At 48.1% G+C, this 24,490-nt stretch carries 26 protein-coding genes, 1 tRNA gene and 1 pseudogene; 9 read left to right on the forward strand and 19 right to left on the reverse strand.

What is annotated here, in order from left to right; translation table 11 throughout:
• Positions 1–25 precede the first annotated feature (25 nt).
• The 5 genes from XMM383_RS04705 to XMM383_RS04725 form a co-directional block, all read right to left on the reverse strand.
• Complete coding sequence (locus XMM383_RS04705) at positions 26–445, reverse strand: cytochrome c5 family protein (RefSeq protein WP_173481909.1); 420 nt, start codon at positions 443–445, stop codon at positions 26–28.
• 315 nt (positions 446–760) lie between these two features.
• The gene (locus tag XMM383_RS04710) at positions 761–1,429 is read right to left on the reverse strand and encodes a rhodanese-like domain-containing protein (RefSeq protein ID WP_173482616.1); all 669 of its coding nucleotides are present in this window, start codon (positions 1,427–1,429) and stop codon (positions 761–763) included.
• Between the two features lie 82 nt (positions 1,430–1,511).
• Positions 1,512–2,180 carry a rhodanese-like domain-containing protein gene (locus tag XMM383_RS04715; RefSeq protein ID WP_217362111.1) on the reverse strand — a complete coding sequence of 223 codons (669 nt, stop codon included), beginning with the start codon at positions 2,178–2,180 and terminating at the stop codon, positions 1,512–1,514.
• Positions 2,181–2,230: 50 nt separating this feature from the next.
• Entirely contained in the window at positions 2,231–2,392 is a 162-nt protein-coding gene (locus XMM383_RS04720) for a hypothetical protein (protein WP_173481911.1), read from the reverse strand.
• A 149-nt stretch (positions 2,393–2,541) separates the two neighbouring features.
• Positions 2,542–2,886: a hypothetical protein gene (locus tag XMM383_RS04725; RefSeq protein WP_173481912.1), complete on the reverse strand. Its 345-nt coding sequence runs from the start codon at positions 2,884–2,886 to the stop codon at positions 2,542–2,544.
• An 89-nt stretch (positions 2,887–2,975) separates the two neighbouring features.
• Between XMM383_RS04725 and rluF the strand changes: the two genes are divergently transcribed.
• The gene (gene rluF, locus XMM383_RS04730; RefSeq protein WP_173484161.1) at positions 2,976–3,962 is read left to right on the forward strand and encodes a 23S rRNA pseudouridine(2604) synthase RluF; all 987 of its coding nucleotides are present in this window, start codon (positions 2,976–2,978) and stop codon (positions 3,960–3,962) included.
• Positions 3,963–4,032: 70 nt separating this feature from the next.
• On the opposite strand, the gene XMM383_RS04735 is transcribed toward rluF, so the two are convergent.
• Both XMM383_RS04735 and pyrC read right to left on the reverse strand, forming a co-directional pair.
• Positions 4,033–4,109 (reverse strand) — tRNA-Arg (locus tag XMM383_RS04735).
• 242 nt (positions 4,110–4,351) lie between these two features.
• Positions 4,352–5,386: a dihydroorotase gene (pyrC, locus tag XMM383_RS04740; protein WP_173484137.1), complete on the reverse strand. Its 1,035-nt coding sequence runs from the start codon at positions 5,384–5,386 to the stop codon at positions 4,352–4,354.
• 165 nt (positions 5,387–5,551) lie between these two features.
• Here pyrC and XMM383_RS04745 point away from each other — a divergent pair, with 165 nt between their 5' ends.
• On the forward strand, positions 5,552–5,767 hold the full coding sequence (locus XMM383_RS04745) for a DUF2892 domain-containing protein (protein WP_173481920.1): 216 nt from the start codon (positions 5,552–5,554) through the stop codon (positions 5,765–5,767).
• Positions 5,768–5,797: 30 nt separating this feature from the next.
• Here XMM383_RS04745 and XMM383_RS04750 read toward each other — a convergent pair whose 3' ends face one another.
• Both XMM383_RS04750 and XMM383_RS04755 read right to left on the reverse strand, forming a co-directional pair.
• Entirely contained in the window at positions 5,798–6,673 is an 876-nt protein-coding gene (locus tag XMM383_RS04750; RefSeq protein WP_173482612.1) for a DMT family transporter, read from the reverse strand.
• Complete coding sequence (locus XMM383_RS04755; RefSeq protein WP_173481922.1) at positions 6,660–7,055, reverse strand: nucleoside-diphosphate sugar epimerase/dehydratase; 396 nt, start codon at positions 7,053–7,055, stop codon at positions 6,660–6,662. Before XMM383_RS04755 ends, XMM383_RS04750 begins: the two co-directional genes overlap by 14 nt.
• Before the next feature lie 102 nt (positions 7,056–7,157).
• Here XMM383_RS04755 and XMM383_RS04760 point away from each other — a divergent pair, with 102 nt between their 5' ends.
• Positions 7,158–7,886: an AzlC family ABC transporter permease gene (locus XMM383_RS04760; protein ID WP_217362110.1), complete on the forward strand. Its 729-nt coding sequence runs from the start codon at positions 7,158–7,160 to the stop codon at positions 7,884–7,886.
• Complete coding sequence (locus tag XMM383_RS04765; protein ID WP_173484136.1) at positions 7,883–8,203, forward strand: AzlD domain-containing protein; 321 nt, start codon at positions 7,883–7,885, stop codon at positions 8,201–8,203. The genes XMM383_RS04760 and XMM383_RS04765 overlap by 4 nt, the downstream gene beginning before the upstream one ends.
• Here the strand turns inward: XMM383_RS04765 and XMM383_RS04770 are convergent.
• Complete coding sequence (locus XMM383_RS04770) at positions 8,172–9,908, reverse strand: diguanylate cyclase (protein ID WP_173484135.1); 1,737 nt, start codon at positions 9,906–9,908, stop codon at positions 8,172–8,174. The genes XMM383_RS04765 and XMM383_RS04770 overlap by 32 nt on opposite strands.
• Before the next feature lie 9 nt (positions 9,909–9,917).
• Positions 9,918–11,177 (reverse strand): PotD/PotF family extracellular solute-binding protein, encoded by a 1,260-nt coding sequence (locus XMM383_RS04775; protein ID WP_254443078.1) that lies wholly within the window; start codon positions 11,175–11,177, stop codon positions 9,918–9,920.
• Positions 11,178–11,366: 189 nt separating this feature from the next.
• Between XMM383_RS04775 and XMM383_RS11635 the strand changes: the two are divergent.
• From XMM383_RS11635 to XMM383_RS04790, 4 genes and pseudogenes are all read left to right on the forward strand, one after another.
• A pseudogene (locus XMM383_RS11635) lies at positions 11,367–11,771 on the forward strand (ATP-dependent zinc protease); the annotation flags it as partial.
• Between the two features lie 75 nt (positions 11,772–11,846).
• Positions 11,847–12,740 (forward strand): 30S ribosomal protein S6--L-glutamate ligase, encoded by an 894-nt coding sequence (gene rimK / locus XMM383_RS11640; RefSeq protein WP_217362114.1) that lies wholly within the window; start codon positions 11,847–11,849, stop codon positions 12,738–12,740.
• Between the two features lie 25 nt (positions 12,741–12,765).
• Positions 12,766–15,225 carry a glycoside hydrolase family 3 protein gene (locus XMM383_RS04785; protein WP_173494615.1) on the forward strand — a complete coding sequence of 820 codons (2,460 nt, stop codon included), beginning with the start codon at positions 12,766–12,768 and terminating at the stop codon, positions 15,223–15,225.
• 117 nt (positions 15,226–15,342) lie between these two features.
• On the forward strand, positions 15,343–15,768 hold the full coding sequence (locus XMM383_RS04790) for a rhodanese-like domain-containing protein (protein ID WP_173484133.1): 426 nt from the start codon (positions 15,343–15,345) through the stop codon (positions 15,766–15,768).
• Between the two features lie 81 nt (positions 15,769–15,849).
• Here the strand turns inward: XMM383_RS04790 and XMM383_RS04795 are convergent, their stop codons facing one another.
• The 7 genes from XMM383_RS04795 to XMM383_RS04825 are packed head-to-tail and all read right to left on the reverse strand — an operon-like array spanning position 15,850 to position 21,877.
• On the reverse strand, positions 15,850–16,230 hold the full coding sequence (locus XMM383_RS04795; RefSeq protein WP_173484132.1) for a rhodanese-like domain-containing protein: 381 nt from the start codon (positions 16,228–16,230) through the stop codon (positions 15,850–15,852).
• A 10-nt stretch (positions 16,231–16,240) separates the two neighbouring features.
• Positions 16,241–16,933: a Crp/Fnr family transcriptional regulator gene (locus XMM383_RS04800; protein ID WP_173481929.1), complete on the reverse strand. Its 693-nt coding sequence runs from the start codon at positions 16,931–16,933 to the stop codon at positions 16,241–16,243.
• A 17-nt stretch (positions 16,934–16,950) separates the two neighbouring features.
• The gene (locus tag XMM383_RS04805; RefSeq protein ID WP_173494616.1) at positions 16,951–17,616 is read right to left on the reverse strand and encodes a cytochrome c; all 666 of its coding nucleotides are present in this window, start codon (positions 17,614–17,616) and stop codon (positions 16,951–16,953) included.
• Positions 17,613–18,938, reverse strand: a complete 1,326-nt coding sequence (locus XMM383_RS04810) for an FAD/NAD(P)-binding oxidoreductase (RefSeq protein ID WP_217363590.1) — start codon at positions 18,936–18,938, stop codon at positions 17,613–17,615. Before XMM383_RS04810 ends, XMM383_RS04805 begins: the two co-directional genes overlap by 4 nt.
• Positions 18,935–19,237, reverse strand: coding sequence for a cytochrome C (locus XMM383_RS04815; protein ID WP_173481931.1), 303 nt, complete (start codon positions 19,235–19,237; stop codon positions 18,935–18,937). Before XMM383_RS04815 ends, XMM383_RS04810 begins: the two co-directional genes overlap by 4 nt.
• Positions 19,238–19,247: 10 nt before the next feature.
• Positions 19,248–20,471: a hypothetical protein gene (locus XMM383_RS04820; protein WP_173481932.1), complete on the reverse strand. Its 1,224-nt coding sequence runs from the start codon at positions 20,469–20,471 to the stop codon at positions 19,248–19,250.
• A gap of 11 nt (positions 20,472–20,482) precedes the next feature.
• Positions 20,483–21,877: a cytochrome ubiquinol oxidase subunit I gene (locus XMM383_RS04825; protein ID WP_173481933.1), complete on the reverse strand. Its 1,395-nt coding sequence runs from the start codon at positions 21,875–21,877 to the stop codon at positions 20,483–20,485.
• Between the two features lie 258 nt (positions 21,878–22,135).
• Between XMM383_RS04825 and XMM383_RS04830 the strand changes: the two genes are divergently transcribed.
• Positions 22,136–23,347 carry a hypothetical protein gene (locus XMM383_RS04830; RefSeq protein ID WP_173482606.1) on the forward strand — a complete coding sequence of 404 codons (1,212 nt, stop codon included), beginning with the start codon at positions 22,136–22,138 and terminating at the stop codon, positions 23,345–23,347.
• 78 nt (positions 23,348–23,425) lie between these two features.
• On the opposite strand, the gene XMM383_RS04835 is transcribed toward XMM383_RS04830, so the two are convergent.
• Complete coding sequence (locus tag XMM383_RS04835) at positions 23,426–24,478, reverse strand: GTP-binding protein (RefSeq protein WP_173481935.1); 1,053 nt, start codon at positions 24,476–24,478, stop codon at positions 23,426–23,428.
• Positions 24,479–24,490 lie beyond the last annotated feature (12 nt).

Here is a 24,490-nt window from a genome sequence, read left to right on the forward strand (position 1 = left end):
GGCGCTGTTTTTTATCGAGTATCGCTTATTGAGCGATCATGTACTCAATTGATGCTTTGATCTCATCATCAGTACAGTCAGAACATGTACCGCGGGGAGGCATTGCACCGATGCCATTAATTGCATTGCTAACCAAGGTGTCTAGACCTTTAGCATCTAGGCGTGCAGCCCATTCACCAGAGCCGATCTTAGGAGCGCCTAATACACCTGCACCATGACAAGAATTACATGAAACCGCGACGATATCCGCTGCAGTTCGGGCACCACCCGCTGGTGCTGCAGAAGCTGAACCACAGCTTTCATCACCTTGTAGACACACTTTGCCTACTGGCATTAGACGTTCTGCGATGACATCTTCAGAAGTAACGGCTTGCGCTGATAGAGCTACAAACGTTAGACCTAGAGTACATAGTGCTGTTGAAGCCTTAGAAATGATTGCTTTCATTGGCTGCTCCTCTCTGTATTGAAGTCGGCTCTACTTGCTACCTTGTGGGTAACCTAGACCGAAGGCTAAAAATTCTGCGCGCATTATAACGATTATTAGTTTTATTCGAAATAACGCTATCTTTGGTTCTTATCGTTTAAAGATGTAAGGGGTTGGTATAACTAGCATATAGGGGCAACTTGTGACTGTTTTAGTGCTTTATCGAGGATCAGAGATGATCGGTGGGATTGGCTTTAGACTAAAAGATGAGAAGATTAAAGGTGAAAGGATAAGAGAGCCGAAGCTCTCTTATCCTTATCCTTAGGGACGCACGACTTAGGGTTTAACGGTTGTGAAACCGAGTGTTTCCCAATCCTGCATACCACCGCGGTACCACTTGATCTTGTCAGCTGGGTAACCGAAATCAAGCAGCGCTTTGATGTTGGTTGGCGATTGGCCACACCACATACCGTTACAGTACATCACTAGAGTTTTAGCTTTACCGTACTTCCATAGGCCATCAAACTCTTCACCACCGAAATCTTCCACGATGATCTCGCCGATAGAGATAGGGTCTGCCCCTTTACGAGTCGACAGCTTAGTCCATGGAATGTTTACTGCTCCAGGAATCATGCCGCGAGCAGCCCAGTCTGGGGTGCGTGAGTCGATGATAAGGATTGAGTCATCACCTGCAGAGACCGCTTCCATATAGCCGACCATCTCTACTTCACCAATGGTCTCAACACCGGGTGCCAGTACGATTGGCTGAATACAGAATGGCGGACAAGGGCGTGATGTCATTGCGAAAGAAGGGTTCACGGTGTTTTTAGTATCTTGGTTACGCATGACGGTTACTTTTTCACCCTTATGCATGACCTCAGCCGACATTAGGCTGCCAGTGATACCCACAGGCTTGGTTGCTGCAGCCGACTCTGTTTTAGTTGCTGCAGAGTTACAGCCAGCCAGTGTGAGAGCGGCCAGTGACGCGATTAGAATTTTTTTCATTGTATCTTCCTTATTTTTAGGCAAAAAAAAGCGCAGTCGTTAATAACTACGCTTTTTTGTTCAACTAGGTATAAAACCCCAATTAAGGCTTAACAGTTGTTAGGCCAAGGTTTTCCCAGTTCTGCATACCACCACGGTACCACTTGATTTTGTGCGCTGGGTAGCCGAAGTCTAGAAGTGCTTTGATGTTAGTTGGCGACTGGCCACACCACATACCGTTACAGTACATTACTAGAGTTTTAGCGTTACCGAACTTCCAAAGACCGTCGAACTCTTCAGCACCGAATGTGTCAGTGAAGATCTCACCAATAGAGATTGGGTCAGCACCTTTACGAGTTGATAGTGCTGTCCATGGTAGGTTGATCGCACCAGGGATCATGCCACGCGCAGCCCAGTCTGGAGTACGTGAGTCGATGATTAGGATAGAGTCGTCACCTGCAGACGCTTTCTCCATGTAGCCAATCATCTCTACTTCACCAATGGTTTCGACACCAGGTGCAAGTTTCATTGGTTGGATACAGAAAGGAGGACAAGGACGTGAAGTCAATGCGAATGATGGGTTTACAGTGTTCTGGTTGTCAGCGTTACGCTCAACAGTCACTTTGCTGCCGTTGTGCATGACTTCAATCGACAATAGGTCGCCAGTGATGCCGACTGGTTTGTCGTCCGAGTGAGAGCCAGCCATTGAAAGACTCGCCATACCTGTAGCAACTACGCCAACTAGGCCCATTACAAGAGATTTACGGATCATGTTTGATTCCTCAGTGATGTTTCTTTTTTAATAATTATTGAGTGTTGAAATTAATCACACTCTGGTTCTGGCTCACCCTCTGGTACACAAAGTGAACCGTCATCGCAGTAGATAGACTTTGCTTCGCCCTCATCAGCTGCATGAGCTGGTGATACAAATGCGAAAGCCATCATCAACGATGTAAGGATTGCGGCTAGAAATTTAAGATTCATGATGTTCTCCATTTTTAGAAGTATCAGAATTAACTTTGCAGTCAATTTCTGACTTCTCCCATAACAATAGATTGATATTTATCAATTTTCAAAGTTTACGGCCTGAAAACGTATATTGATTAGTAATTAACGTAAATTGTTAAGAGATATCAGTTATTTTCGACGTTGGTCGCACAAGGGAAGTTGTTTAGCATCATCTGAGTGATTGCCTCAGTTCCACTGTCGGGAATTTGGCGGTTCTGCCAATAGTCTAAATAGGTTGAATAGATAACGGCATCCGCATCGGGACGCATAGGAATCACAAAACAGCTACTGGAATCTGTGCTGTGCTTCAGTGCATCGGTCACGCCTAACACATACCCCTGAACGACCATCGACTCCTGTGATAAAGCTTCGTAAATATCACTTCCCGATATAAAGGTGTAGTTATCTGTATCGGCTAATACCGGTGCTGTTACAGACAGGGCCAAGAGCAAAGCGGTTATGTTTGTCATTTTTTCACTTATGAATCTGCGGTCTAAGTTGGTGAAGCCTGGTTCGATCGATACAATAGACGATCAATTAATCAGGATTACTCTAAGCCATGTTCAACGGTTCAGCAAAGCGACTCAATAAATTTATCAGTGAGAGTGGTATCTGCTCTCGACGAGAAGCCGATCGCTTTATTGAACAGGGTAATGTCTTTATTAACGGTAAACGGGCTCAGATTGGAGACCAAGTACACCCTGGAGATCAGGTTCGCGTCAATGGTCAGATGATCGACCCACCAGAGCCCGATGACTTCGTCTTTATAGCCCTGAATAAACCTGTAGGGATTGAATCGACTACAGAGAGCTCACGTCCCAACAATATCGTTGATTTCGTTAATCACGGTGTGCGTATCTTCCCAATCGGCCGTCTAGATAAAGACTCTCAGGGTCTGATTTTTATGACCAATAATGGCGATTTGGTTAACAAAGTCCTGCGCGCGGGTAATAACCACGAGAAAGAGTATGTGGTCACGGTTAATAAACCGATCACTCCGGCGTTCATAGAAGGGATGGCGGGCGGAGTCCCCATTCTTGGCACAATGACCAAAAAGTGCCCCGTGAAAAAGTTAGATACTCGTGTGTTCAACATAACGCTTGTTCAAGGGCTTAACCGACAGATTCGCCGTATGTGTGAACATTTTGGCTATGAGGTCGTAAAGCTAGAGCGTACCCGCATTATGAACGTCGACCTGAAGGGCCTAGCGCTTGGCGATTGGCGAGATCTGACACAAAAAGAGTTAACAACACTGTTAAAATCAGTAGAGCACTCCTCGTCAGAGGCGAAGCCCGGAACACGTAAGTCACGCAGCCCGAACAGATCAAAGCCCTCTCAATCCACACACAAGAAAGGGCATGCAAATCGTAATAGCCACGGAGAGGGTAAAAAACCCAATTCCAACGGACCAAAACGAAATGCTGCAGGCAAACCGATCGTGCGTAAACCGACAACCAAACATCCTGATCGAGGAGCAAAACGCGGTGGCGCTTCTAAAAATGGTAAGCCTTCTAGTGCGACGGGAGGTCGAGGTAAGCGTCGGTAGGGAGTGATTTGGTGTGATGGCGCGCCCGGGATTACTCGGTCAATCCTGACCTCGGCCTTTCAGGTAAAGATGGCGCGCCCGGAGGGATTCGAACCCCCGACCAACAGGATCGGAACCTGCTACTCTATCCAGCTGAGCTACGGGCGCGTTGAGTTGTTGAATTGTATAGTGCTATCCATCATCGGGATAGACTCGTTGAATCGCTTAAGCGATTCAACGCCCCTTCGGGCGCTTACAGCGGTCCAAATTCTTGCCACAATTTGTCGAACCCCCGACCAACAGGATCTGAAGCTGTTACTTTATCTAGCCGGCCGGCGCTCCGGTGAGCTACGGGCGCTTTATCTTGAGGCGTGAATCTTACTGATACCGCCTCGCTTTGCAAGTGAGTTCTAGCTTTTCAGCTTCCACTGAACCTCACTTCCGGCCATGAATGGGATGATGGGGCGGCCATTCGGTAGAGTGATGCTCTCTGGTAGTGTCCAGGACTCTTTTAACAGTGTGATGGTGCCGCTGTTTTCCGGTAGGCCGTAAAATTTAGGGCCGTGTAGGCTCGCAAAACCCTCTAGTTTGTTCAGTGCCCCTAACTCATCAAACACTTGGGTGTATAGCTCAATGGCTGCCCAAGCGCTGTAACAGCCTGCACAGCCACAGGCGGTCTCTTTTTTAGCCTGTTCATGAGGTGCTGAGTCAGTGCCTAAGAAGAACTTATCTGACCCTGATGCAACGACATCACGTAGCGCTTGCTGGTGAATGTTGCGCTTTAAGACAGGTAAACAGTAGTTGTGTGGGCGAATACCACCCACTAACAAGTCATTTCGGTTCAGCATCAAATGTTGCGGTGTAATGGTGGCACCAATGTTTCCGCCCGCAGCAAGCACAAACTCAGCTGCGTCTTTAGTGGTGATGTGTTCAAATACAATTTTAAGCGTTGGGTACTTCTGAGTGATTGGACCCATGCGTTGATCGATGAACTCTTTTTCACGATCAAAAATATCAATATGCGAATCAGTGACCTCACCATGGACCAGTAGAAGCATGTTGTTCGCTTCCAGCGCAGCGAACACATCGGCTAAGCCATCGATGTTTGTTACTGCAGCATCCGAGTTTGTGGTCGCACCGGCAGGGTATAGCTTAACGGCTTTAATGCCCGCTTTAGCCGCTTCATTGATATCCTCAGCGGTGGTTCTGTCGGTGAGGTAAAGCGTCATTAAAGGCTCAAAGTTCGAACCCTCTGGTCGTGCAGCTAGAATGCGCTGTTTGTAGGCCTCTGCGTCAGCAGCGTTTCGAACCGGTGGTGCAAGGTTGGGCATGACAATCGCACGATCAAAACAGCGAGCGGTTGCTGCTACTGTCTCAGCAAGGATATCGCCATCACGAAAGTGAAGGTGCCAATCATCGGGTGTTTTGATGGTGATTTCGTTCATGGGATCGCCCACTCCTTAAAAATTTTCGATCTGAATATTTTACACGGTTTGGTTAGAGGTCGCTGTGCATTTTATAAATTAGTTGCTTGTTTAATTAGTAAAAACTAATATATAGAAATTGGTTCGAGTTGAACCACCTAATTTCAATTTTGAGAGGGACGGAACATGTCTGTAGAACGTATGGTATTTGCCTTTGCTGGCTTTATGGTTTTGTTGAGCTTGGCACTGGGCGTAGCGGCTAGCCCACTGTTTGTCAGTGAGTACTGGTTGTGGTTCACAGCCTTTGTTGGTGCGAACCTATTCCAAACAGCCTTTACTGGATTCTGCCCATTGGCAATTATCCTGAAGAAGCTAGGCGGTAAAGCGGGTACAGCGTTTTAAGTTCCGCTAAGTGATTGAAGAGCCGCTCTATTAAGCGGCTTTTTTGTTGCGTTCAAAACCTGCAATCAGTGACCCACCGACAATAGCCAGACAGGCCCAGGCAAGAGTCCAGCTCGGTTCCGCTAATCCAAACAGAACCAACAGCACGACCGAGATCAACGGTGCCGAATAGGCTAGTACCCCCAGCAGTTGAATATTGCCGTGCTTTACCCCGTAATCCCAAGTGAAAAAGGCGATGCCGACTGGCCCCAGGCCAAGGCCAATCACTCCTATCCATTGAATCAGATTGGCTGGCATGACGGTTGTCTCCCAGGCGAGGTGACAGAAGAAGGCCAATACCGCTGTGGCACCACAAAACCAGCCAGCCGCATCGGTCGGTACATTGGCGGCCAAACGGCTGGTGACAGAAAAGCTAGACCAGATTAGAGCGCAGGCTAGGGCGATTAGATAGCCTGACGTGTATTGCGGTTCGAAGGCGTCACTGCCACCCCCAATCAATAACCAACAGCCCGCTAGAGCTGATAGAGCGCCGACTAGATGCGCCCATCTAAAACGGTGGCCTGGAAGTAGGGTAGAGAATAGAACAATCAGTAGGGGCCAAAGGTAGGCTAATAGACTGACCTGCACAGCCGGCGCTTTCGACATCGCTAAAAAGTAGCAGAAGTGGTAACCAAAATAGCCACTTACGCCTAATAGCCAGACAGGCTTTTTCTGTTTTGCGTAACGGACACCCCAGTGACCCTCTTTACGCCATTTGGTAAGCATCAGTAGAAAAGCAATGGCGAAGGTCATCGACATTAATTGAAAGGGTGGGATCTGGTTATCCGTTAACCGAGTTAACAGAGCCAAGGCACCCCAGAGCGCTATGGCTGAAAAACCAATCAGTGTCGCGTTACTTCTGTTCATATGAGTCCAGCGTTGAAGAGATCGTATTCAGTTGTTCTTCCAAACTCAGGTTTGGGTCCATTTGGACAGTGGGTATGTTCATTGAGCTAAGTTGCTTAACGCATTCATCAGGCAGCAGCTCAGATCTTTGGTTGAATGTAACCACAGCTTGAACATGATGTCGCTGAGCCAGTGCTTCTATTTCGCTTGGATATCGAAGCGGGGCTCCAAGCATCTCGGTTTTATGGCTCCATGGCTCATCATCGACAAAGGCTATTATTTTTCCACCTCTCTCAATCAGTGCTTGGGCGAGTTGATGTTCTACAAAATCGATACCCACGATAATGAAACTTGAGCCTCGCCATTTTGAATTGCGAAATGCATTCAGGATTTTGTCGAGCACTTAGTTCCTCTTTTTACTTGTTGTCGCGTTGGCTAAAGATCACAATAGTGGACCTAACTGAAACACTATTCTCACTTTTTCCGTCCCATAAGGAAACCTCTGTTGTTTGGTCGTAATAAGCTATTTTGGCAAGGCGCTAGGCGTGGTTTTATCTCGTCGCTCCCTTTCTATATCGTCATGGTTCCATTTGGCACACTGTTTGGGCTTTTAGCCACAGAAGCAGGTTTAAATGTGCTTCAAGTGATGGGGTTTAGCTTTGCGGTCTTAGCAGGCGCTGCGCAAATTACAGCCGTGACACTTATGGAGGAGAATGCCCCTACCGTCATTATTCTAGCCACCTCGCTTGCGGTGAACCTGAGGATGGGCATGTACTCAGCTGCCCTAGTGCCACTGATTGGGAAAGCGAAACTCTGGCAGAGAGTCCTAGCAAGCTATTGGATTTTTGATCAGTCATACGCTGTGACAGCGCTAGAGCACAATAAAAACCCCAACCTTTCGTTGGATGAGCGGTTAGGTGTCTTTTTTGGGGTTGCGATTCCGGTCTCCTCTCTATGGTATCTCGGCACTTATCTTGGAGCGGTGGTGGGCAATCAAATTCCATCCGAATTAGGGCTAGAATTTGCGGTCCCCGTCACCTTTTTAGCCTTGGTTGCACCACTTTTAAGAAGTATTCCACACCTACTTGCAGCATTTACCTCAGTCCTGTTTACCTTGTTATTTGCAGATTTCCCATTCAGTTCAGGACTTTTGGTGGCCGGAGTCATGGCGTTGGCGGTGGGCTATCTATCGGAAGTTTGGCTTGAAAAGCGCCGTTCGAAGGAGGCTGTATGATTCACTCTGATCTGTATGTTTGGATGATCATAGCGGGCTTAAGTCTGGGCAGCTTTGCGATTCGTTTCTCTTTCTTAGGGCTAATTGGTGATCGTCAACTTCCCAAACCGGTTGAGCGAGCTTTGGGCTATACATCGGTGGCTATTTTGCCGGGTATAGCTATGCCTATGGTGTTAAGTAGCAGCAGCGGAGAGTTAGAGCCGACTCGACTGATCGCTGCGTGTTTAACCTTGTTGGTTGGCGCTTGGACGCGAAGCCTACTCTACTCATTACTAGCAGGAATACTCAGCTACTCCCTTCTGATGGCGGTTTTGTAGAACAGATGCCTAATTGGTTTCGCCCGCTATCTTTAGATCGATACAGCGCTTTGTCTGCCTGATTTAAAAGCTCTTCGCCACTCATGAATTCTGTATCAGGTGTCCAGGTGCAACAGCCCAAACTCACCGTGACACAACCAATGGGTGATGCACGATGCGGAATGTTTTTCGATTCAATCTCTTTACGCAGTTTTTCAGCAAGCGCTTGTGCCGCTGGTGCAGGCGTGTCGAAAAGGAGAGCAACAAACTCTTCTCCACCGTAACGAGCGACGGTATCAGTAGAGCGATGAAATATATGACTCATCGCTTGGGTGACACGTTGAATACAGGTATCGCCCGCCTGATGGCCGTAGGTATCGTTGTACGCTTTGAAGTAATCGATATCTAAGATAATAACCGATAGTGGAAGGGCGCTGCGTCGGGCACGATTAAAGTTTTCGACCAAGCTTGCATCGAGGAAGCGTCGGTTATAGATCTGCGTAAGTCCATCTTTTACTGATAGATCTTTTAATCGGTGATTCGCTTTCTCGAGCTCTTTGGTTCGTTGTTTGACCTTCTCATCGAGTTGCGAACTGAGCTCTTGGTACTTATCGAGCAACTTCTGTGTGTTTTCGTTGGCCTCCCTAAATGCCTCTGCTGAAACAGCCAGGGCCGCTATCTCGTCTTTAGAGTGGTAAGTTGGGATGGGTACTTTTCGCTCGCCATTGGATAGTCGATCAAAAATCTCTCTCAGTCTGGCAATGGGTCTCTCTATACTTCTGCCGACGACCATTCCGATAATGACCGTCATCAAGATGAAGAGAATGCAGAGTGCAATTAGCTGCTGTGATAAAGAACTGACTATGCTTGAAGATTGTTCTTGAGTGCTGCTTAGGGCCTGCCTGAACTCTTGAGTTAATTTCTCAGAAAGATATTTAATTTCATAACTCTCGGCCGCCATGACAACATTAATTAAAAAGAGATAGTTTCGGGTGGTTTGAACACCCTCATTGAATGTTGAGTAACCACGAGCCAATGAGTCATGGATGATATCTAAACGGGTGATTTGTGGGGGGTAGCTCTCTAGAATGTAGAGATCTTCTATCAACCCCATTACGTGTTGATAGTACTCATCCACCAGTTCCAGCTCGGCTGGGTTGAGTGACTCAAAATATTGCCCCATGTGTTTTTCGATGATTAATAGGTCTCGCCAAATATTGTTGCTAATCGCTAAAGAGCCGGCCGATATGGTCTGCTTTTGATAGGCTTCGATTAGAGCGCCCCAACTATTCGTGACACTGGGAAGTGTTGTCTTTACAAGCTGTTGTCGGCGCGATCGCTGAGTTTTAGCTGCCTTAAACGCCTTTTGAAAAGTATGAAGATGTTCATCCACTCGTTTTATGATCGGTTTGGCTGTTTCGCTCTCTAATGACGAGAGCGTTGATAGCTCGTACAGTGCAGATCGGTAGGCAATGTCGACAGAGTCGGCTGCTTGGGTCTGACCAACTCTTAAAAAGGTTTCAGCGCGGCTCTGCATCTCGGCTGCATGAAAACCTAATTGCGTTGCATGTTTTAAATTGCTCGATAGATCGTTTTGTTGATCAAACTGTTTGTTAAGGGTTGTGAGCCCGATAAAAGCAATAATCCCCAGCGCAAGGGTAATCAGCCCCATTAAAAAATAACCGGTATAAATTCGAGTGGTAAAAGGAACTCTTTGAGCAGGCATTCAAATCCCCTAACTCAGCACAAATTCTTTCCATTTGGGCAGTGTATAGTCATAGGTGTCCATGACACTGTTCCAAACGGCAACATTACTGAAGCGTTGTTCGTAGGATCCGCCCGTTCTTATGGAACCTTCTGCTACTGAAATCGAGCCATCTGTCCCTTTTAGCGATGTAGCGGCGGGTTTGCCCGCGTACCAATAGTCCCACTCCTCTGGACTCATAAACTGTTTAGAGCGTTCTGGGTTGGAGATGTAATACCCCTGTCTTGCAATAAAGGCTCCTGGGTAACCCGATAACCACCAATTCATAAATTGGTAAGCTGCATCTTCTTGCTCACCCTGCGTTTGGCTAGAGAGACACATGACCCCATGCCATGCTCGATAGCCCTCTTTCGGCGCAGCGTAAATGCACGGGATCCCTTGCCCTTGGAGTGCAGAAGCACCAGGACTGAACATGCTCTCAATGATGACTTCGTTGTTCGCCATCAACTCGACGGAGTGGGGGACGGATGACCATACCCCCCTGAAGTGGCCGCGTTTTTTATAATCTATTGCGATCTCAAACAGCTGATCGATCTCACTGATACTCATGTTACCTATGTCATTAAAGGTCATAAGTCCTTTAGCTTGAGCGGCTAAGGCTAAATCAAATATGCCGATCGTAGGTTCGTTCACAATGGCGACCTTACCGGAATAGTTATCGTTTAAGAGCCAGCCCCAGCTCTCTGTGATGTAGGGTTTGCCAACATCAATGTAGCGTGAGTCATAGCCAAAGGAGTCGGTGTTGTGCACATAGGGTAGGAAACTAACGTTTTGGCTAGGCTCACGGCCTAAAGTTTTATCCTTCTGTACATAGAGAATACGGTGTGGTGCATCGCCGCGGCCGATCTTGGCGTCCTCTGAAATCTGACCGGTTTTCGAGAGGTTGTTGATCTCATTCCAGTACTGAATTCGTTTTGTATCGATTGATTGAATCGCACCGGCATTCCATAGAACTCTTATGGAGTTTGACCACTGCTCATACAGATCAAATGAGGAGGGGTTGGTTGTTGCACGCATGAGTACTTCAGCACTACCGCCTGGGTAGAACTGAATATTAATCCCGAGCTCTTTTTCGGCACGCAGACGTAGCTCTTCCTGCAGGGTAACGTGAGTTCCCATGACACGAATGGTCGGGCGAGCATTCTCTGCTTTTAAAATCGCAGGGAAGCCCCCAATTGCAGCAGGCAGAGCAATACCCGCAGCGTTTTTAATAAATTGCCTACGTCGCAATTTACAACTCCTGAATTCAGTAACTTAACTCTATCTCCTTCAATATAGGCCTATTTTTTGAAAGTGGTATTAAATATGGCTAAAAAATATACAGATAAAGGCTGAGTATTTTTCACCAATCGTCGCTATAAAAAGCTACGTGATTGGGGATTTATGAGCTATGGTTCGCCCCATTAAATGGAGAACATTATGGACAAACTGATCGTTGGTTCTGAGGAGTGGTGTGGCCTTCCTCTATTGGGCCTACCCGCTGTTAAAGCTCGTGTCGATTCGGGGGCGAAAACCTCATCACTGCATGCGTTTAACATTCGTAAATTCACTCGTAATCGAGACACTTGGGTCTCTTTCGAGATCCACCCTCTGCAGAAAAATGATGAGCTAGTGGTTCGTTGTGAAGCTCAGGTGGTTGATCGCCGTACTGTAAAGTCATCAAGCGGAACAGCGGAGAGACGTTACGTTGTAAAAACCAATATTACCTTGGCAGATCAAACGTTCGAGGCTGAGTTAACACTCACTAACCGCGACTCTATGGGTTACAGAATGCTGCTGGGTCGTGAGGCAATGTCAGGTCGCATGATCGTTGATCCTGAAGGCAGCTGTCTGCAGGGTGAGCGCACCATTACTGAGTGTAATCAGATGTACGGTGTGAACCCAACGGCACGCACTGCTCTGAAAATTGGTGTGTTGGCTAGCAATCCGGATCTCTACTCAAACCGTCGTTTGATTGAGGCGGGTGAGGCGCGCGGACATGAGATGGTCTTCTTGAACATCAAACAGTGTTACATGAAGATGGATGCTGATAATCCAGAGGTTCACTACCGTGGTGGCGCTATCCTGAACGATTTTGATGCCATCATTCCTAGAATTAGACCTTCAATGACGTTTTATGGCTGTGCACTGGCTCGTCACTTTGAGAGTCTTGGCGTCTATGTTCAGAATACGGCAGAGGCGATCACAAGTTCGCGTGACAAACTCTTCTCGCTGCAACTGCTGCAGAAGTCGGGTTTGGATATTCCTACAACAGGCTTTGCCAATTCACCGATGGATACCAATGACCTGATTGAGATGGTCGGCGGTGCACCTTTGATCGTAAAGCTACTCGAAGGCTCGCAAGGTCGTGGAGTTGTGTTGGCCGAAACGGGTAAAGCAGCTGAGTCGGTAATCAACGCGTTTAAAGCGCTTCGAGCTAACTTGTTGGTACAAGAGTTTGTCAAAGAGGCGGATGGCAAAGATCTACGCTGTTTTGTCATTGACGGCAAAGTAGTCGCTTCGATTATGCGTACTGCGGCACCAGGCGAGTTCCGTGCAAACATACACCAAGGCGGTTCGGCCTCTTCGGTTCGCATTTCAGCAGAAGAGCGCAAGCTAGCGATTAAAGCGGCTAAAACCCTAGGTCTGAAGGTGGCGGGTGTTGATATCATCCGTTCTCGCAAAGGCCCTCTTCTATTGGAGGTTAACTCATCCCCAGGTTTAGAGGGTATTGAGGGGGCTTCCGGTAAGGATGTTGCGGGCGCTATGATCACCGCTATTGAGAAACGTTTTGCACGACGTTTAAAAGGGTAAAACCAATAAATAAAAGGGAGAGGTGATGGCTGACCGACAGACGGCTGAGGTACTGGTTGATTCGATGAGTTTGAGAGAGCAAATCTCTCTACTGTCCGGTGAAGATGTTTGGTCAGTTAATGCTATCCCTAGACTAGGAATCCATAAGCTGCGTGTCACTGATGGACCTAATGGTGCACGTGGTGGTGGTTCTCTATTTGGCGGTGTGACGGCAGCCTGCTTCCCCGTTGGTATTGCCTTAGGCGCAACCTGGAACCGAGCCCTGCTTGCGAAGGTGGGTGGCGCTATTGCTGATGAAGTTAAATCTAAATCGGCACACGTGCTGCTTGGTCCGACCATCAATATTCAACGATCTGTGACTAATGGCCGTAACTTTGAGTGCTATTCAGAAGATCCTGAGCTAACCGCTGCACTGGCGGTCTCATACATCCGAGGGCTTCAAAGCGCAGGGGTTGCTGCCACACCCAAGCATTTCATCGGAAATGAATCTGAAATTGAGCGCACAACGGTCAGTTCCGATATTGATGAGCGCACACTGCGCGAGATCTACCTTCGCCCCTTTGAAGCTGCCATTAAAGAGGCGGGTACTTGGGCTATTATGGGCTCATACAACAAGATTAATGGTACCTATGCCGCCGAAAATCACTGGTTATTGACAGAAATTCTTCGCAACGAGTGGGGCTATGACGGCATTGTGATGTCCGATTGGTTTGGTTCTAGAACAACGGCACCAACCATTAATGCGGGTTTAGATTTAGAGATGCCAGGGCCAACCCGAGACCGCGGTGACACATTGCTCAACGCCGTGGATCGCGGTGAAGTGCCTGTTGAACAGGTTCGTCAGCTGGCCGTTAACATGGTTCAGTTGATGGAGCGTTGCGGTGCTATTAATGATGCTTCGCCGTTCAAAGAGATTGCCGATAATCGCTCTGAACACCAGCAGCTGATCAGACGTGCCGGTGTTGAGGCTAGTGTGCTGCTTAAGAACACTGGCTTGCTACCCCTGTCTACTGACCTAAAGAGCGTTGCGGTAATTGGGCCTAATGCCATCGAGGCTCAGATCATGGGCGGTGGCTCCTCGATGCTTAATCCCCACTATTCAGTTTCACCTATGCAGGGATTAACCAACCTTCTGGGTGGCGATGCTATTCATTATGCACAGGGGTGTACTAATCATCGCTGGGAGCCCCTGGTCAACCAAAAGATACGAGTCGATTACTTCGCTAATCGAGATATTTCGGGTGAGGTGGTTTTCACTGAAGAGGTTGATGAGAGCCAGAGTTTCATTCTGCCCCCTGTTGCGAATGGACTGGTCGATCAACACGCATTTTCTCTGCGAGCGAGTGTTGATTATATAGCAACGGTGACGGGCGATTTTAATATTGGCCTTCACAGTGCAGGCCTTGCCAAGTTCTATGTGAATGGCGAGTTGGTGATCAATGTGTGGGATCACTGGCAGAAAGGTCGAACCTTCTTCGAGGAGGGATGTGATGAGGTCGTTGCCAGTTATCGATTCGAGGAAGGTAAAACCTATACCCTTGAGATGGAGTTTGCTACCAAGGATACGGACAATCTCGACCTTGCCGCTTGGCGCTTTGGTCTATCAAAACCCTTAGGGGATGAGGCAATACAAGCTGCGGTAGAACTAGCAAAAAGTGCCGAAGTAGCCATCCTGTTTGTTGGTCGATCCGGTCAATGGGATACGGAAGGAAGTGACCTTGAAGGCATTAAACTCCCTGGACGTCAGGATGAGTTGGTCGCAGCCGTGGCCAGTGCTAACCCTAACACCCTAGTGGTATTGCAAACGGGTGGACCGGTTGAAATGCCTTGGGTAGATCAAGTATCTGGCATATTGCAGGCTTGGTACCCAGGACAGGAGTGTGGCAATGCGATTGCCGATGTTTTGTTCGGCAAACAAGATCCCTCCGGCCGTTTGCCTCAGACCTTCCCAGTCAAGTTGGAAGATAATCCTACCTACACCGATGACCCACTGGTCTACCCTGGACGAGACGGCCATGTGCTTTATCGTGAAGGCGTGTTTATCGGCTATCGTCACTATCAGGCCAACAAGATTGAGCCGCTATTCCCCTTCGGATTTGGCCTCAGTTACAGTGATTACCAACTCGAAAATCTAAGTTGTCGAAAGGTGGCTAATGATTATGTCGAACTGAAGGTGAGTGTTAACAATATTGGTCAGCGACAGGGTCAGACCGTTGTTCAGATTTACTGTGGTGAAGTTAACTCTGACATTGAACGTCCAGAACTCGAGTTGGCCGACTTTGAGAAGCTGGAACTGAAAGCTGGAGAGAGTGCTGATCTAACATTTCATCTACCTCTTCGTCGTTTTGCATACTTTGATATCAAAACAGGTATGTGGACGGTTGCGGAAGGTGACTATCGAGTGCGGGCTAGTTTCCATGCCAAGGACCCAGGTTGTGAAGCGGTGATTAATTTGTCAGCCAAGACGCTCTGTCCATCAGCCTGATGCACTAACGTTATAGAGAGACTTTTATTTGTGGCAAAAGAGTCTAAATGAATCACTGAGTTTTACAGGTTGTGTCGTTACAATGCAGCCAATTGATAATTTTAAGAGTAGGGTTTAATGATGCGTGCCTTAATGACCTCGTTGGTTACGGTTTTATTCACATTTAATATATCGGCTGCGGTTGCCAACGAAGAGGCGATTGAAGCGATGAACGACTACATGGCTTTCCAAGAGTATGAGTCGGGTATTATGGTCCCTCAGCAGATTGATCAAGTCGTATTTGAAGCATCAACCTTCATCGATACGCGTGATGCAGAGCAGTTCGCAGAAGCCACTATTCCGGGTGCTATCAACATTGAGTGGCGTCAGGTGTTGGATCGCATCGACGAAATTCCAGAGTCTGGCAAGGTGATTCTGTTCTGTAATACTGGTTCATTATCAGCACAGGCTACGTTTGCTCTGCGTGTCGCTGGTCGCGAAAATGTTGTCGTTCTGCAGTCAGGCTTCATCGGCTGGCAACAAAACGCCGCTTACAAACCTTAGTCAGTCACTGACTAACAAAAACGGCGCTCAAGGAGCGCCGTTTTTGTTTCTTGGATATTCTTTAGACTGTGTATCTTAGGATTAACCGAATTCAGGAAGATTCTGAGTCACAACCGGTTTGCCTGCCTCTACCCAGCCGTCGTAACCGCCGGCAATGGATGTGACATTCAGGTAGCCCATCTCGGCAAGAGATGCAGCGGCAAGAGCAGCACGACCACTGGTCTTACAGTAGATTACGATGTTGGTGTCACGCGACTCCAGAGCAGGCATACCGCCAATTTTAAACTCGAGAAGACCACGCGGAATATTGATAGCGCCACTTAGGTGGCCCTGTTCATATTCGGCCGGTTCACGCACATCAATAACGATCTCAGCGTCGTGAATGGCACCATCGGCATCCGAAACGCTGACCTCTTTAATGGTCGCCTTTGCGGCCATGACTAGATCTTGTGCTGTCTTCATTGGAACTCCTTTAGCTGTTCGCTATTTCCTGCAGAGCATCTCTGTCAGATATCGTTAACAAGTTCTTTGATTCGCTAATAATGCCTTGGCGTTTCCACTCCGCGGTATGGCGTGAAATGGTCTCGATGGTTAAGCCGAGATACTGAGCGAGATCTCTTCGACTGATCGGGAAGCTGACCGCTTCTGCAGTCTCACCCACCCATTGAAGCAGGAACCAAGCCAAACGAGGTTTGGATTTGAGTAGACCTACCTGGGTTAGGTGATCTTCTGTTTTCATCACCTGCTGCAGTGCACGTTCAATAATGGCTTGGTTGATGGCGCCACTCTGATCACGCAGGTGGTTCAACTTCTCAACCGAAAGCTGGCAGAGCTCGATCGGTTCCAGCGCCTCGGCTGTGTGCATATAGGTGCCACTGCTGATCAGCTTTTCATAGCCAAAGAGATCGCCAGGACGAACTAAGCGAACAATCTGAGCATTGCCCTCATTGTTGAATTTAGTCAGTTTGATATGGCCGGCTCGAAGAGTGTAGATCAGTCCGAGACTCTCGCCCTCGTTGTAGATAATGTCGCCCGTCTCAAATTTAATGACACGCGTCTGAAAATCTTCAATCAGCGAAAGCTCGGACTCTTTTAGACATCCAAACAGACTCGACGGCCTAATCGGGCAGGTTAAACAGTGCCCTTGACCAACCAGTGTTCCCATACTCAACGCTCTTATAGTTAATTAGTTCCACTATAATAGTTGGCTAATGAGTCAATTTCACTACTTGTGAGTCTTTGACTTGCTTGTCGCATGACAGAATAGAGATCAGAGTCACGATCACCACTGCGATACATCTCTAACGCACGCTTCAAAGTCTCGGCAGTTTGGCCCGCAATAGCAGGGGTTCCCTTAATACCACCTTGGCCACTTAGACCATGACAAGAGGCACAGGCAGTAATCAGTCGATCTTTATCACCCTCGGTTACCAGTGCCGGTGCTGACTGTTGCGCTAGGGTCGGTGCTGGTAGCGATGCGTAGTAGGCTGCAACATCTGACATATCCTGTTCTGACATTAGGTCAGCGACGGCCGTCATGATGTTAGCTCGGTTATCCTCGCTTCGCGCGCCGGACTGATAGTCCAAAAGCATCTTGTAGGTGTAGCTCTCCAACTGTCCTGCAACGGCTGGCCAACGGTTAGTCGGTGGCAGTCCCTCTTTACCGTGACAGGAGCTGCACATCAAAGAGTCATTCAGCGCCTTACCACGAGATATATCACCAGTAGGTCTTGAGCTTGTTGCCAAGCGAAGCGAATGAGAAGTCCACTCAGTTGCTTGTGTGACCTGATCTGATGCATAACTTGTTGTGGCTGCTAAAAGAAGGCCTGAAAGTATTAACTTTTTCATGCGAAAGAGTCCTCCGTGAAGGATTTCATCCATGCTTGCTGGTAAACAGCAGCAAGACGATGTTTTGTCTCACTGACATCCAGTGTTTGGAAACCAGGTCTCGGCAGGTTAGCTATCTTTCCATCACGCATTCCGTAGACGCCGATTACCATGAATCCATAATCTTTACCGGCTAGTGCGTAACAGGTGTTTTCCCAAGAGGGCTCCTCAACTGGACGCCCTGCAAATAGATTGATGATGGCATACGCTGCGACTTTGGCCTCATTGTTGGCTGCAAAGCCAGATTTAGGGAGAGGGCTAGCGGATGCTGAATCCCCTAGCACGTGGATATTGGCCACTAGCTTAGATTCAAAAGTATAAGGGTCTACGGGGCACCATCCTGATTGATCGGTTAGTCCGAAAGTTGTGGCAATCTTGCCCGCTTTCATCGGCGGCACAACATTGATGACATCAGCTTTAATGAAGCCTTGCTCTGTTTCAACTTGCATCTTTGCTGCGTCAATCGACAGTGGTCGACCACCGTCAACTTCACGAATCCAATCGATCATGCCAGCTTCACTGTGCTGTTTGAGTGTTGGCATACCCGCTTGAAGATCTTCAGGGACGTTGTAACCATACATTCGGTTCCAGCCCAGACGCATGTCAGGGCCCGTTACGAAATCATTTTTTGGATCGGTAATGATTACTTTTCCGGTTGGATTGTATTTCTGCATCCACTCTGCAACCAGCGCGCCTCGCTCATATGGCCCAGGTGGACAACGATAAGGGTTAGGCGGAGCTACGATCAGAAAGGTGCCACCCTGACGCATGTTTTTGATCTGGTCACGTAACAGAGCAGTCTGTGATCCCGGAATCCAGCCAGAAGGTGCTTTAGTCTCTGCTATCTCCCGAGAATAGCCGTCTAGGCGCTCGTACAGCAGCTCTATACCAGGTGAGACAACTAAACGATCATATGGGAAGTTTGCTCCCGAAGTGGTTGTGACAATGCGTTTATCGGCATCCAGTCCAACTGCTTTATCGATCACAACGTTGACGCCGTATTTGATTCTTAAAGCATCATAGCTGACCTCGAGATCAGACATATCAATGTGTCCATTGAGCACTTCAGAGGATCCGTACGGGCGAATGTAAATTGGATTTTGCTCAATTATGGTGACCTCAATTTGAGGTGCCTTCATCTTCATATATTTAGCGAAGGTTGCACCGCCGACACCGCCACCAATAACGACAACTTTACCGGTTGCAGCGTGCGCATTTAGTGGCAGCAGACCTGCTGCACCAGCAGTCAAAGCCATGCCAAGGAAGTCTCTACGTGAAATCATTGTTCACCTCCAACTTCAAGTGATTCAAAGTATTTACCCATTGCTGCGATCTCATCGTCACTGTATGCAAGAGCAAGACCTCTCATCAGAGTAGAGTCGCGTTCACCTGTCCGGAAATCCAACATGGTTTTAACAAAGGTCTCGGCACTCATTCCTGCTAACGGCATGAACGCTGAATTTTCAACCTGTCCATTGGTGCCGTGGCACACAGCGCAGGGGTTCGCCATAATTTCCGCTCGCTCATCGGCAAAAGCTGAAGTGGATAGGAGTAGGGCGCTTAAAATCATTACTTTTTTCATCGTCATCTCCTTACTGTGCCCATACCCAGAATCCGACGGCAAAGTAGTGCACGATCCAGATTAAGATGATGTAAATGGTCCAGTTACCCAGGCGAGAGATAGCCACAGATGGTGTGTAGGTGCCTTCTGTTTGTCCCGCCTGCCATGCAACCGTGATTAGGTAGGTGCAGGCCATGCCACCGACAACTGCGAAAGTCGCGAAGAACAGAATGGTGCTGTACCAATCCATGTTAATTGGGTAGTCCATTGGGTTGTAGCCAGACTCAACGACTAGGGCAACCCAGCGAATGATTTCACGATCAACCGCGACCAGTGCGATCACTACAAAGGCGACCGCTACTAACCAGTAGGCGGTGTAGCCGTTGTTAATTTTGCTGCCAAACAGAGTCGGCACCATCGCTAAAGCGATCAATGCTAGGGCTGTGATGTAGAGCATCGGGTTGGTTAAAAACTCAATTTGGTTCTCTGGCAGGCTAACCATCCAGATTGCACCAATAAGAATCGATACCACAGAGCCTTGAGCAAGCAGTTTACGCGCCAGATTATGAACAAACTCAAGGTAACCCGAGTCGCTACCAGGACGAACGCTGATGTAGTGGCGGTAGCCGTAAAGCCATGCGCCGGTTACCGGTGCTGCTAGAGCAATCATAAAGATGAAACGCGCCCAGTTGATTGAGTGAAGCTGAGTACCGCTGGCATCGATCTGCCCCTGCGGTGCATACCACTCCATCCACTGATCAGGGGAGAGCATCTGGTTGGTTAGGGTGTGCATAATCAGACCCACAACAATGAACAGTGCGAGCGATAGAATCATGCTGCCAGGACATTTCGTCTTATTCTGCGTCAGATCTTCATTTTTAAAGTAGAAGAGGTAGATCAACAGATAAGCGACTGACAGTATGATAATGAATCCAATAACCCACCAAGCGGACAGCACATTAGAGGTGTACCAGAAAGGATCATAGATCACCTGCACAAACAGTAGTGGCGCAACGCCGATAACCACAGCAACCGACACCGCAATTTTTGCGGTCGATAGCATGGCATTAGCAAGCTGACGCCAGTAACTGTCTTGGCTTAATGCACCACGAATAGTCAGCGCTGCACCGCCCAACATAACGTGAACCGCAAACATATGAAGTGCAAAGGTGACGACACCTAACACTAAAAATAGAATCGGATGTGAGGGAACCCCGGCCACATCACGAAGTGCGTATAAAGAGTCTACATTCATCGTGATACTCCTTAGTGAGACTGAGACACAGTGATCGGATTACCCTGATCAGCCGCGACAGCAATAGATTGATCTTTCAACTGACGAATAAAGCTAGCCAAGGCCACTGCTTCATCTTGTTGAAGTGGAATTTGTGGCATGTAGAGCGTTGTACCACTCGACAGTGCAGCTCTTAGGTAGGCCGCAATATCCGACTCGCTTGAGTCGTCACCAAAGTAATTTGCCAGTGGGCGAATCCCTGTATCGGTCAGTGAGTGACAGTTTGAACAGGTGTTCAACGCCAGAGCTTGACCAACCGCCTCTTTATTAGAATCAGTCACCGTGCGAAGCTCTTCGGGAAGGAAGATTAGAGCGTTAGTGAAGCCATGCTCTTCAATGGTCGGGATCTCACTGTGAATACCAAGCCCCGGAACATCACGACCAATAACCTGGTTAGAGTAGACGTATCCACCTGCAACATAAGGCTTACGAATCGACTCACGCGCAACCTCTTCTGGCCAAAGTCCGAACACCAAAATGACGACCGTCATGACGCCCGCAATGGCTGGTTTTAGCAGCTTTGGTGCGGCCAGAGTGGCTGCGAAGTAGGCCATGATGCCGCCCATTACAGAGATTAGAGCGGGTGTGAAGTACTCCGGTAGACGATTCTCCATCACCAATTCAGCGGTCGCTGGAATCGTTGATAGGTACCATTTGAATAGACCAAGACCGGCTGCAGTCGCAACCAAACCTAGAATCGCCAGACGACGAACCATCTCTTTGCGGAAATCGATATCTTTAATTGAAGAGGCAACAATGCCTCCGACTACCGCTGTCATGGTGAACATAAACGCCGTTCGCATAGCCAATTGCGCAAAGGTGTTGGCGCCATAGAAACCGTTCAAGTAACCGCCTTCGGTGTACCAGTTTTCATTACCAGGCATCAGCATGAACGACAGAATACCGATAATGATTAGCATGGTGGTGTAAGAGGCTAGGCCAAAGATGATACTGATGCGCAGGTGTGTTTTCTGATCCACCTTATTCACCAAGTAGACGATCATGTAGACACCGATGACCTCGATGACAAAGAAGACCCACTCGGTTGCCCACTTCCAGACAAAGCTATGAATCAGTGCAGAGATACCACGCGGACTGCCGACCGTAGTTGAGAACCAGATGCCTGGTCCGGTAATCGAACCTAAGACATAAGAGAAGACCAAAAGAAACAGGCCGTAACGACGAATGTAGTCGAGAAGCTCTGGGCGGTTCTTACGGTAAGCGACCACCGCAAGGTAAGAGAAGACCAGTGCTGCACCCACAGATGTGTGTGAAAACAGAACGTGTATGGTCGCAATGATACCGATGATCCAACCTGAACCGAGTGTCGGCTCAAACCAGACTGGATAGAGTCCTAGCATCTCCATTGAATAATTCCCCTTGAAGACGATACGTTTTGGGGAGTACCTCCCCGCTCAATGGTCGAGTCATCTCGACCAGCTTGGCGAGCAGTATCTATTCATGCAGTGATCGTCGCATTGAGAATCCGCAACCGGATTTATAGGCTTTTGCGATAAATCAAAAGGGGATAATTAATATTCATATTAGACGTTTCTAATATATTTGAATTCTATTATATTAGAAAAATCTAATACATTATGGTTTAACTAATTAGGAGATCTCCCATGTTTAGAAGAGACTCAACTCAGCCTTGGCATCCTAGCTTTTTCTTAGCTGCACTTGGCGCTGGCGGTATGTCAGTGGCATTTTTTATGTACCTAATGTGGATGGTTCCGCATAAGGGTTACCCTATGCCAACTTGGGACCACTGGACGAGTGCCTGGAGTGCTGACATTGCCAGTGGTATTCCAATGCCATTGATTATCGGTTTTGCTATTGCCGGTGTCGTTATTTTTGGCTTGTTGCACATTGCGCTGTTGGTTTGGAATATTCGCGAATACAACGCAGTTAAAGGCACTGACGCCCACGAGAGGATTTTGAACTCACCAGCTGAAGTTCAAATGATGGCCTTGCCTCTGACCTTCTCCATGACAGTGAACGTGATGTTTGTATCGGGTGCGCTATTTGTTCCGGGTCTATGGACGATTATTGAGTGGATGTTCCCCGGCGCGCTGATCGCCTTTTTGATCATCGGTTACTACGCGCTAAAAATGTACGGACGTTACTTGGGTCGCATGTTGACGCAGGGGGGTTACCGCAGTGAAGAGCACAACCACCTTTCACCTTTGATGGCGGCCTTTACCTTTTCGATGCTATCGGTCGGCTTTGCGGCGCCTGCAGCGATGTCACACATTCCCGCTGTTATTACAATTGCCGCGGTGTTCTCTTACCTGTTCTTAATCGCCGCAGTGTTGGTTGTTCTGGTCGTTTTGGTGTCGGGCGTCAATGCGATGATGCAGCATGGTCTACAAGAGCAAGCGACGCCAAGTCTTTGGATGTTGGTACCGATTGTGACACTGCTCGGTATTGAGTGGTTACGTATGGAACATGGCATTGCTCACCTAACCGGTGGTGCATTGGATGCTGGCGATAACTTCCAAATGATGACGTTGATGGTTGCCCTGCAAGCCGTGATCTTGATGGTTGGGTACCGTGTCATGAAGTTGAATGGTTACCTAGACAAGTATCTGCACGGAGGTGAGCACAGCCCAGTTGCCTTTGGTCTGGTCTGCCCAGGTGTTGCCTTCTTTGTGCTGAACCTTTTCTGGTGGCACGTTGCGATTGTCGGCAACGGCATTGTCGCTAAGTTTGGCTTAGTCTACTGGTTGGGTATCGGGGTTATGTTCTTGATTCAGGCCGCGACGATTTATGCGATTGTCCGCCTTACAAACAACATGCTTCGCCACCCAGAGTTAGTGGTAGAACCTGCAGTATAAACAGTAGGAGCGATCTCGAAGAGGTCGCGATTAACTGAAAAACCCCATGAAATGTCGTTATTTCATGGGGTTTTTACTTTACGGCTCCGCAATATCAATCAGCTCCTTAAACGTGTTCTCGATAAACTCTTTGCTGACGTTTTGCGTGATAAACACTAATCGTGTTCGCTGATCATCGTTTGGCCAGGCTGGTAGAGGAACGGGTGGGTGAAACAGTTGCTGTACCCCATGAATGACTAGGGGTTCTGCAACGCCTTCAATATTTAGTAGGCCTTTGATACGTAGGATGTTGCTGCCGACTAGACTCATTAATAACTGCATCCAATCTTGAAGCGCTTCTTTGCTAATCGGCTTTTCAACGGTCAGGCAGAAGGATTCGATGTTGTCACCATGACGTTTGGCATGATCATGATCGCAGCCATGCTGATGGCAATCATGGTCATGGTGGTGATCATGTTGTTCAGAATAAGCCTCCTCTTTTAACCAGGCCTCTACATCGGTTAGTTTGCCCTCAGTAGTGAACAATCCTAGGTTGAGCAGCTGATTAGGGTCTGCTTTACCGCTGGCCACCTCAAGCTTACGCGCACTGGGATTGATTTGGGTAAGTCGGCTGATTAACGCCTCTTTTGCCACTTTATCGGTCATATCCCCTTTGGTGAGTAGCAGCAGGTCTGCCAAAGCAGCCTGTTTTACGGACTCTTTATGCTGATCTAAGGTGTGTGACCCCGTAGCCAGATCGACCGTCGTGACAACACCATCTAATTGATAGGCTTCAGCAATCCAGCGATCGGTCATCAGAGTGTGAATGATGGGAGCAGGGTCTGCCAACCCAGTTGTCTCAATGATGATGCGCTTGAATTGTCGACCCTCAGGCTCTGAAATTTGTGCGGTTACTTCGTGAAGCGTGTTGACCAGATCACCCCGCACGGTGCAACACATGCACCCGCTGTCCATCTCCATCAAGACATTCTCGTTGCTCTCAGCCACCAACAGATGATCCAAGGCGATTTCACCAAACTCATTAATGATAACCAGAGTATCTGATAGTTCAGGCTGATTAATTAAGTAATTCAGTAGTGTGGTTTTTCCACTGCCTAAAAAGCCTGTGAGGAGTGTAATAGGGGTTTTCATAACAATGTCTCT

It is taken from the genome of Marinobacterium sp. xm-m-383, assembly GCF_013283255.1.
In the GTDB taxonomy this organism is placed as follows: Bacteria; Pseudomonadota; Gammaproteobacteria; order Pseudomonadales; family Balneatricaceae; genus Marinobacterium_E.

Bases quoted from the DNA above. Each gene is read 5' to 3' on its own strand.
- XMM383_RS04765 (WP_173484136.1), top strand. From the start codon at position 7,883: ATGATTCACTCTGATCTGTATGTTTGGATGATCATAGCGGGCTTAAGT.
- XMM383_RS04785 (WP_173494615.1), top strand. From the start codon at position 12,766: ATGGCTGACCGACAGACGGCTGAGGTACTGGTTGATTCGATGAGTTTG.
- XMM383_RS04710 (WP_173482616.1), bottom strand. From the start codon at position 1,429: ATGAAAAAAATTCTAATCGCGTCACTGGCCGCTCTCACACTGGCTGGC.
- XMM383_RS04745 (WP_173481920.1), top strand. From the start codon at position 5,552: ATGTCTGTAGAACGTATGGTATTTGCCTTTGCTGGCTTTATGGTTTTG.
- XMM383_RS04725 (WP_173481912.1), bottom strand. From the start codon at position 2,886: ATGACAAACATAACCGCTTTGCTCTTGGCCCTGTCTGTAACAGCACCG.
- XMM383_RS04795 (WP_173484132.1), bottom strand. From the start codon at position 16,230: ATGAAGACAGCACAAGATCTAGTCATGGCCGCAAAGGCGACCATTAAA.
- XMM383_RS04815 (WP_173481931.1), bottom strand. From the start codon at position 19,237: ATGAAAAAAGTAATGATTTTAAGCGCCCTACTCCTATCCACTTCAGCT.
- XMM383_RS04720 (WP_173481911.1), bottom strand. From the start codon at position 2,392: ATGAATCTTAAATTTCTAGCCGCAATCCTTACATCGTTGATGATGGCT.
- XMM383_RS04770 (WP_173484135.1), bottom strand. From the start codon at position 9,908: ATGCCTGCTCAAAGAGTTCCTTTTACCACTCGAATTTATACCGGTTAT.
- XMM383_RS04830 (WP_173482606.1), top strand. From the start codon at position 22,136: ATGTTTAGAAGAGACTCAACTCAGCCTTGGCATCCTAGCTTTTTCTTA.
- XMM383_RS04790 (WP_173484133.1), top strand. From the start codon at position 15,343: ATGATGCGTGCCTTAATGACCTCGTTGGTTACGGTTTTATTCACATTT.
- XMM383_RS04820 (WP_173481932.1), bottom strand. From the start codon at position 20,471: ATGAATGTAGACTCTTTATACGCACTTCGTGATGTGGCCGGGGTTCCC.
- XMM383_RS04835 (WP_173481935.1), bottom strand. From the start codon at position 24,478: ATGAAAACCCCTATTACACTCCTCACAGGCTTTTTAGGCAGTGGAAAA.
- rluF (WP_173484161.1), top strand. From the start codon at position 2,976: ATGTTCAACGGTTCAGCAAAGCGACTCAATAAATTTATCAGTGAGAGT.
- XMM383_RS04805 (WP_173494616.1), bottom strand. From the start codon at position 17,616: ATGAAAAAGTTAATACTTTCAGGCCTTCTTTTAGCAGCCACAACAAGT.
- XMM383_RS04750 (WP_173482612.1), bottom strand. From the start codon at position 6,673: ATGAACAGAAGTAACGCGACACTGATTGGTTTTTCAGCCATAGCGCTC.
- XMM383_RS04825 (WP_173481933.1), bottom strand. From the start codon at position 21,877: ATGGAGATGCTAGGACTCTATCCAGTCTGGTTTGAGCCGACACTCGGT.
- XMM383_RS04810 (WP_217363590.1), bottom strand. From the start codon at position 18,938: ATGATTTCACGTAGAGACTTCCTTGGCATGGCTTTGACTGCTGGTGCA.
- XMM383_RS04715 (WP_217362111.1), bottom strand. From the start codon at position 2,180: ATGATCCGTAAATCTCTTGTAATGGGCCTAGTTGGCGTAGTTGCTACA.
- pyrC (WP_173484137.1), bottom strand. From the start codon at position 5,386: ATGAACGAAATCACCATCAAAACACCCGATGATTGGCACCTTCACTTT.
- XMM383_RS04800 (WP_173481929.1), bottom strand. From the start codon at position 16,933: ATGGGAACACTGGTTGGTCAAGGGCACTGTTTAACCTGCCCGATTAGG.
- XMM383_RS04705 (WP_173481909.1), bottom strand. From the start codon at position 445: ATGAAAGCAATCATTTCTAAGGCTTCAACAGCACTATGTACTCTAGGT.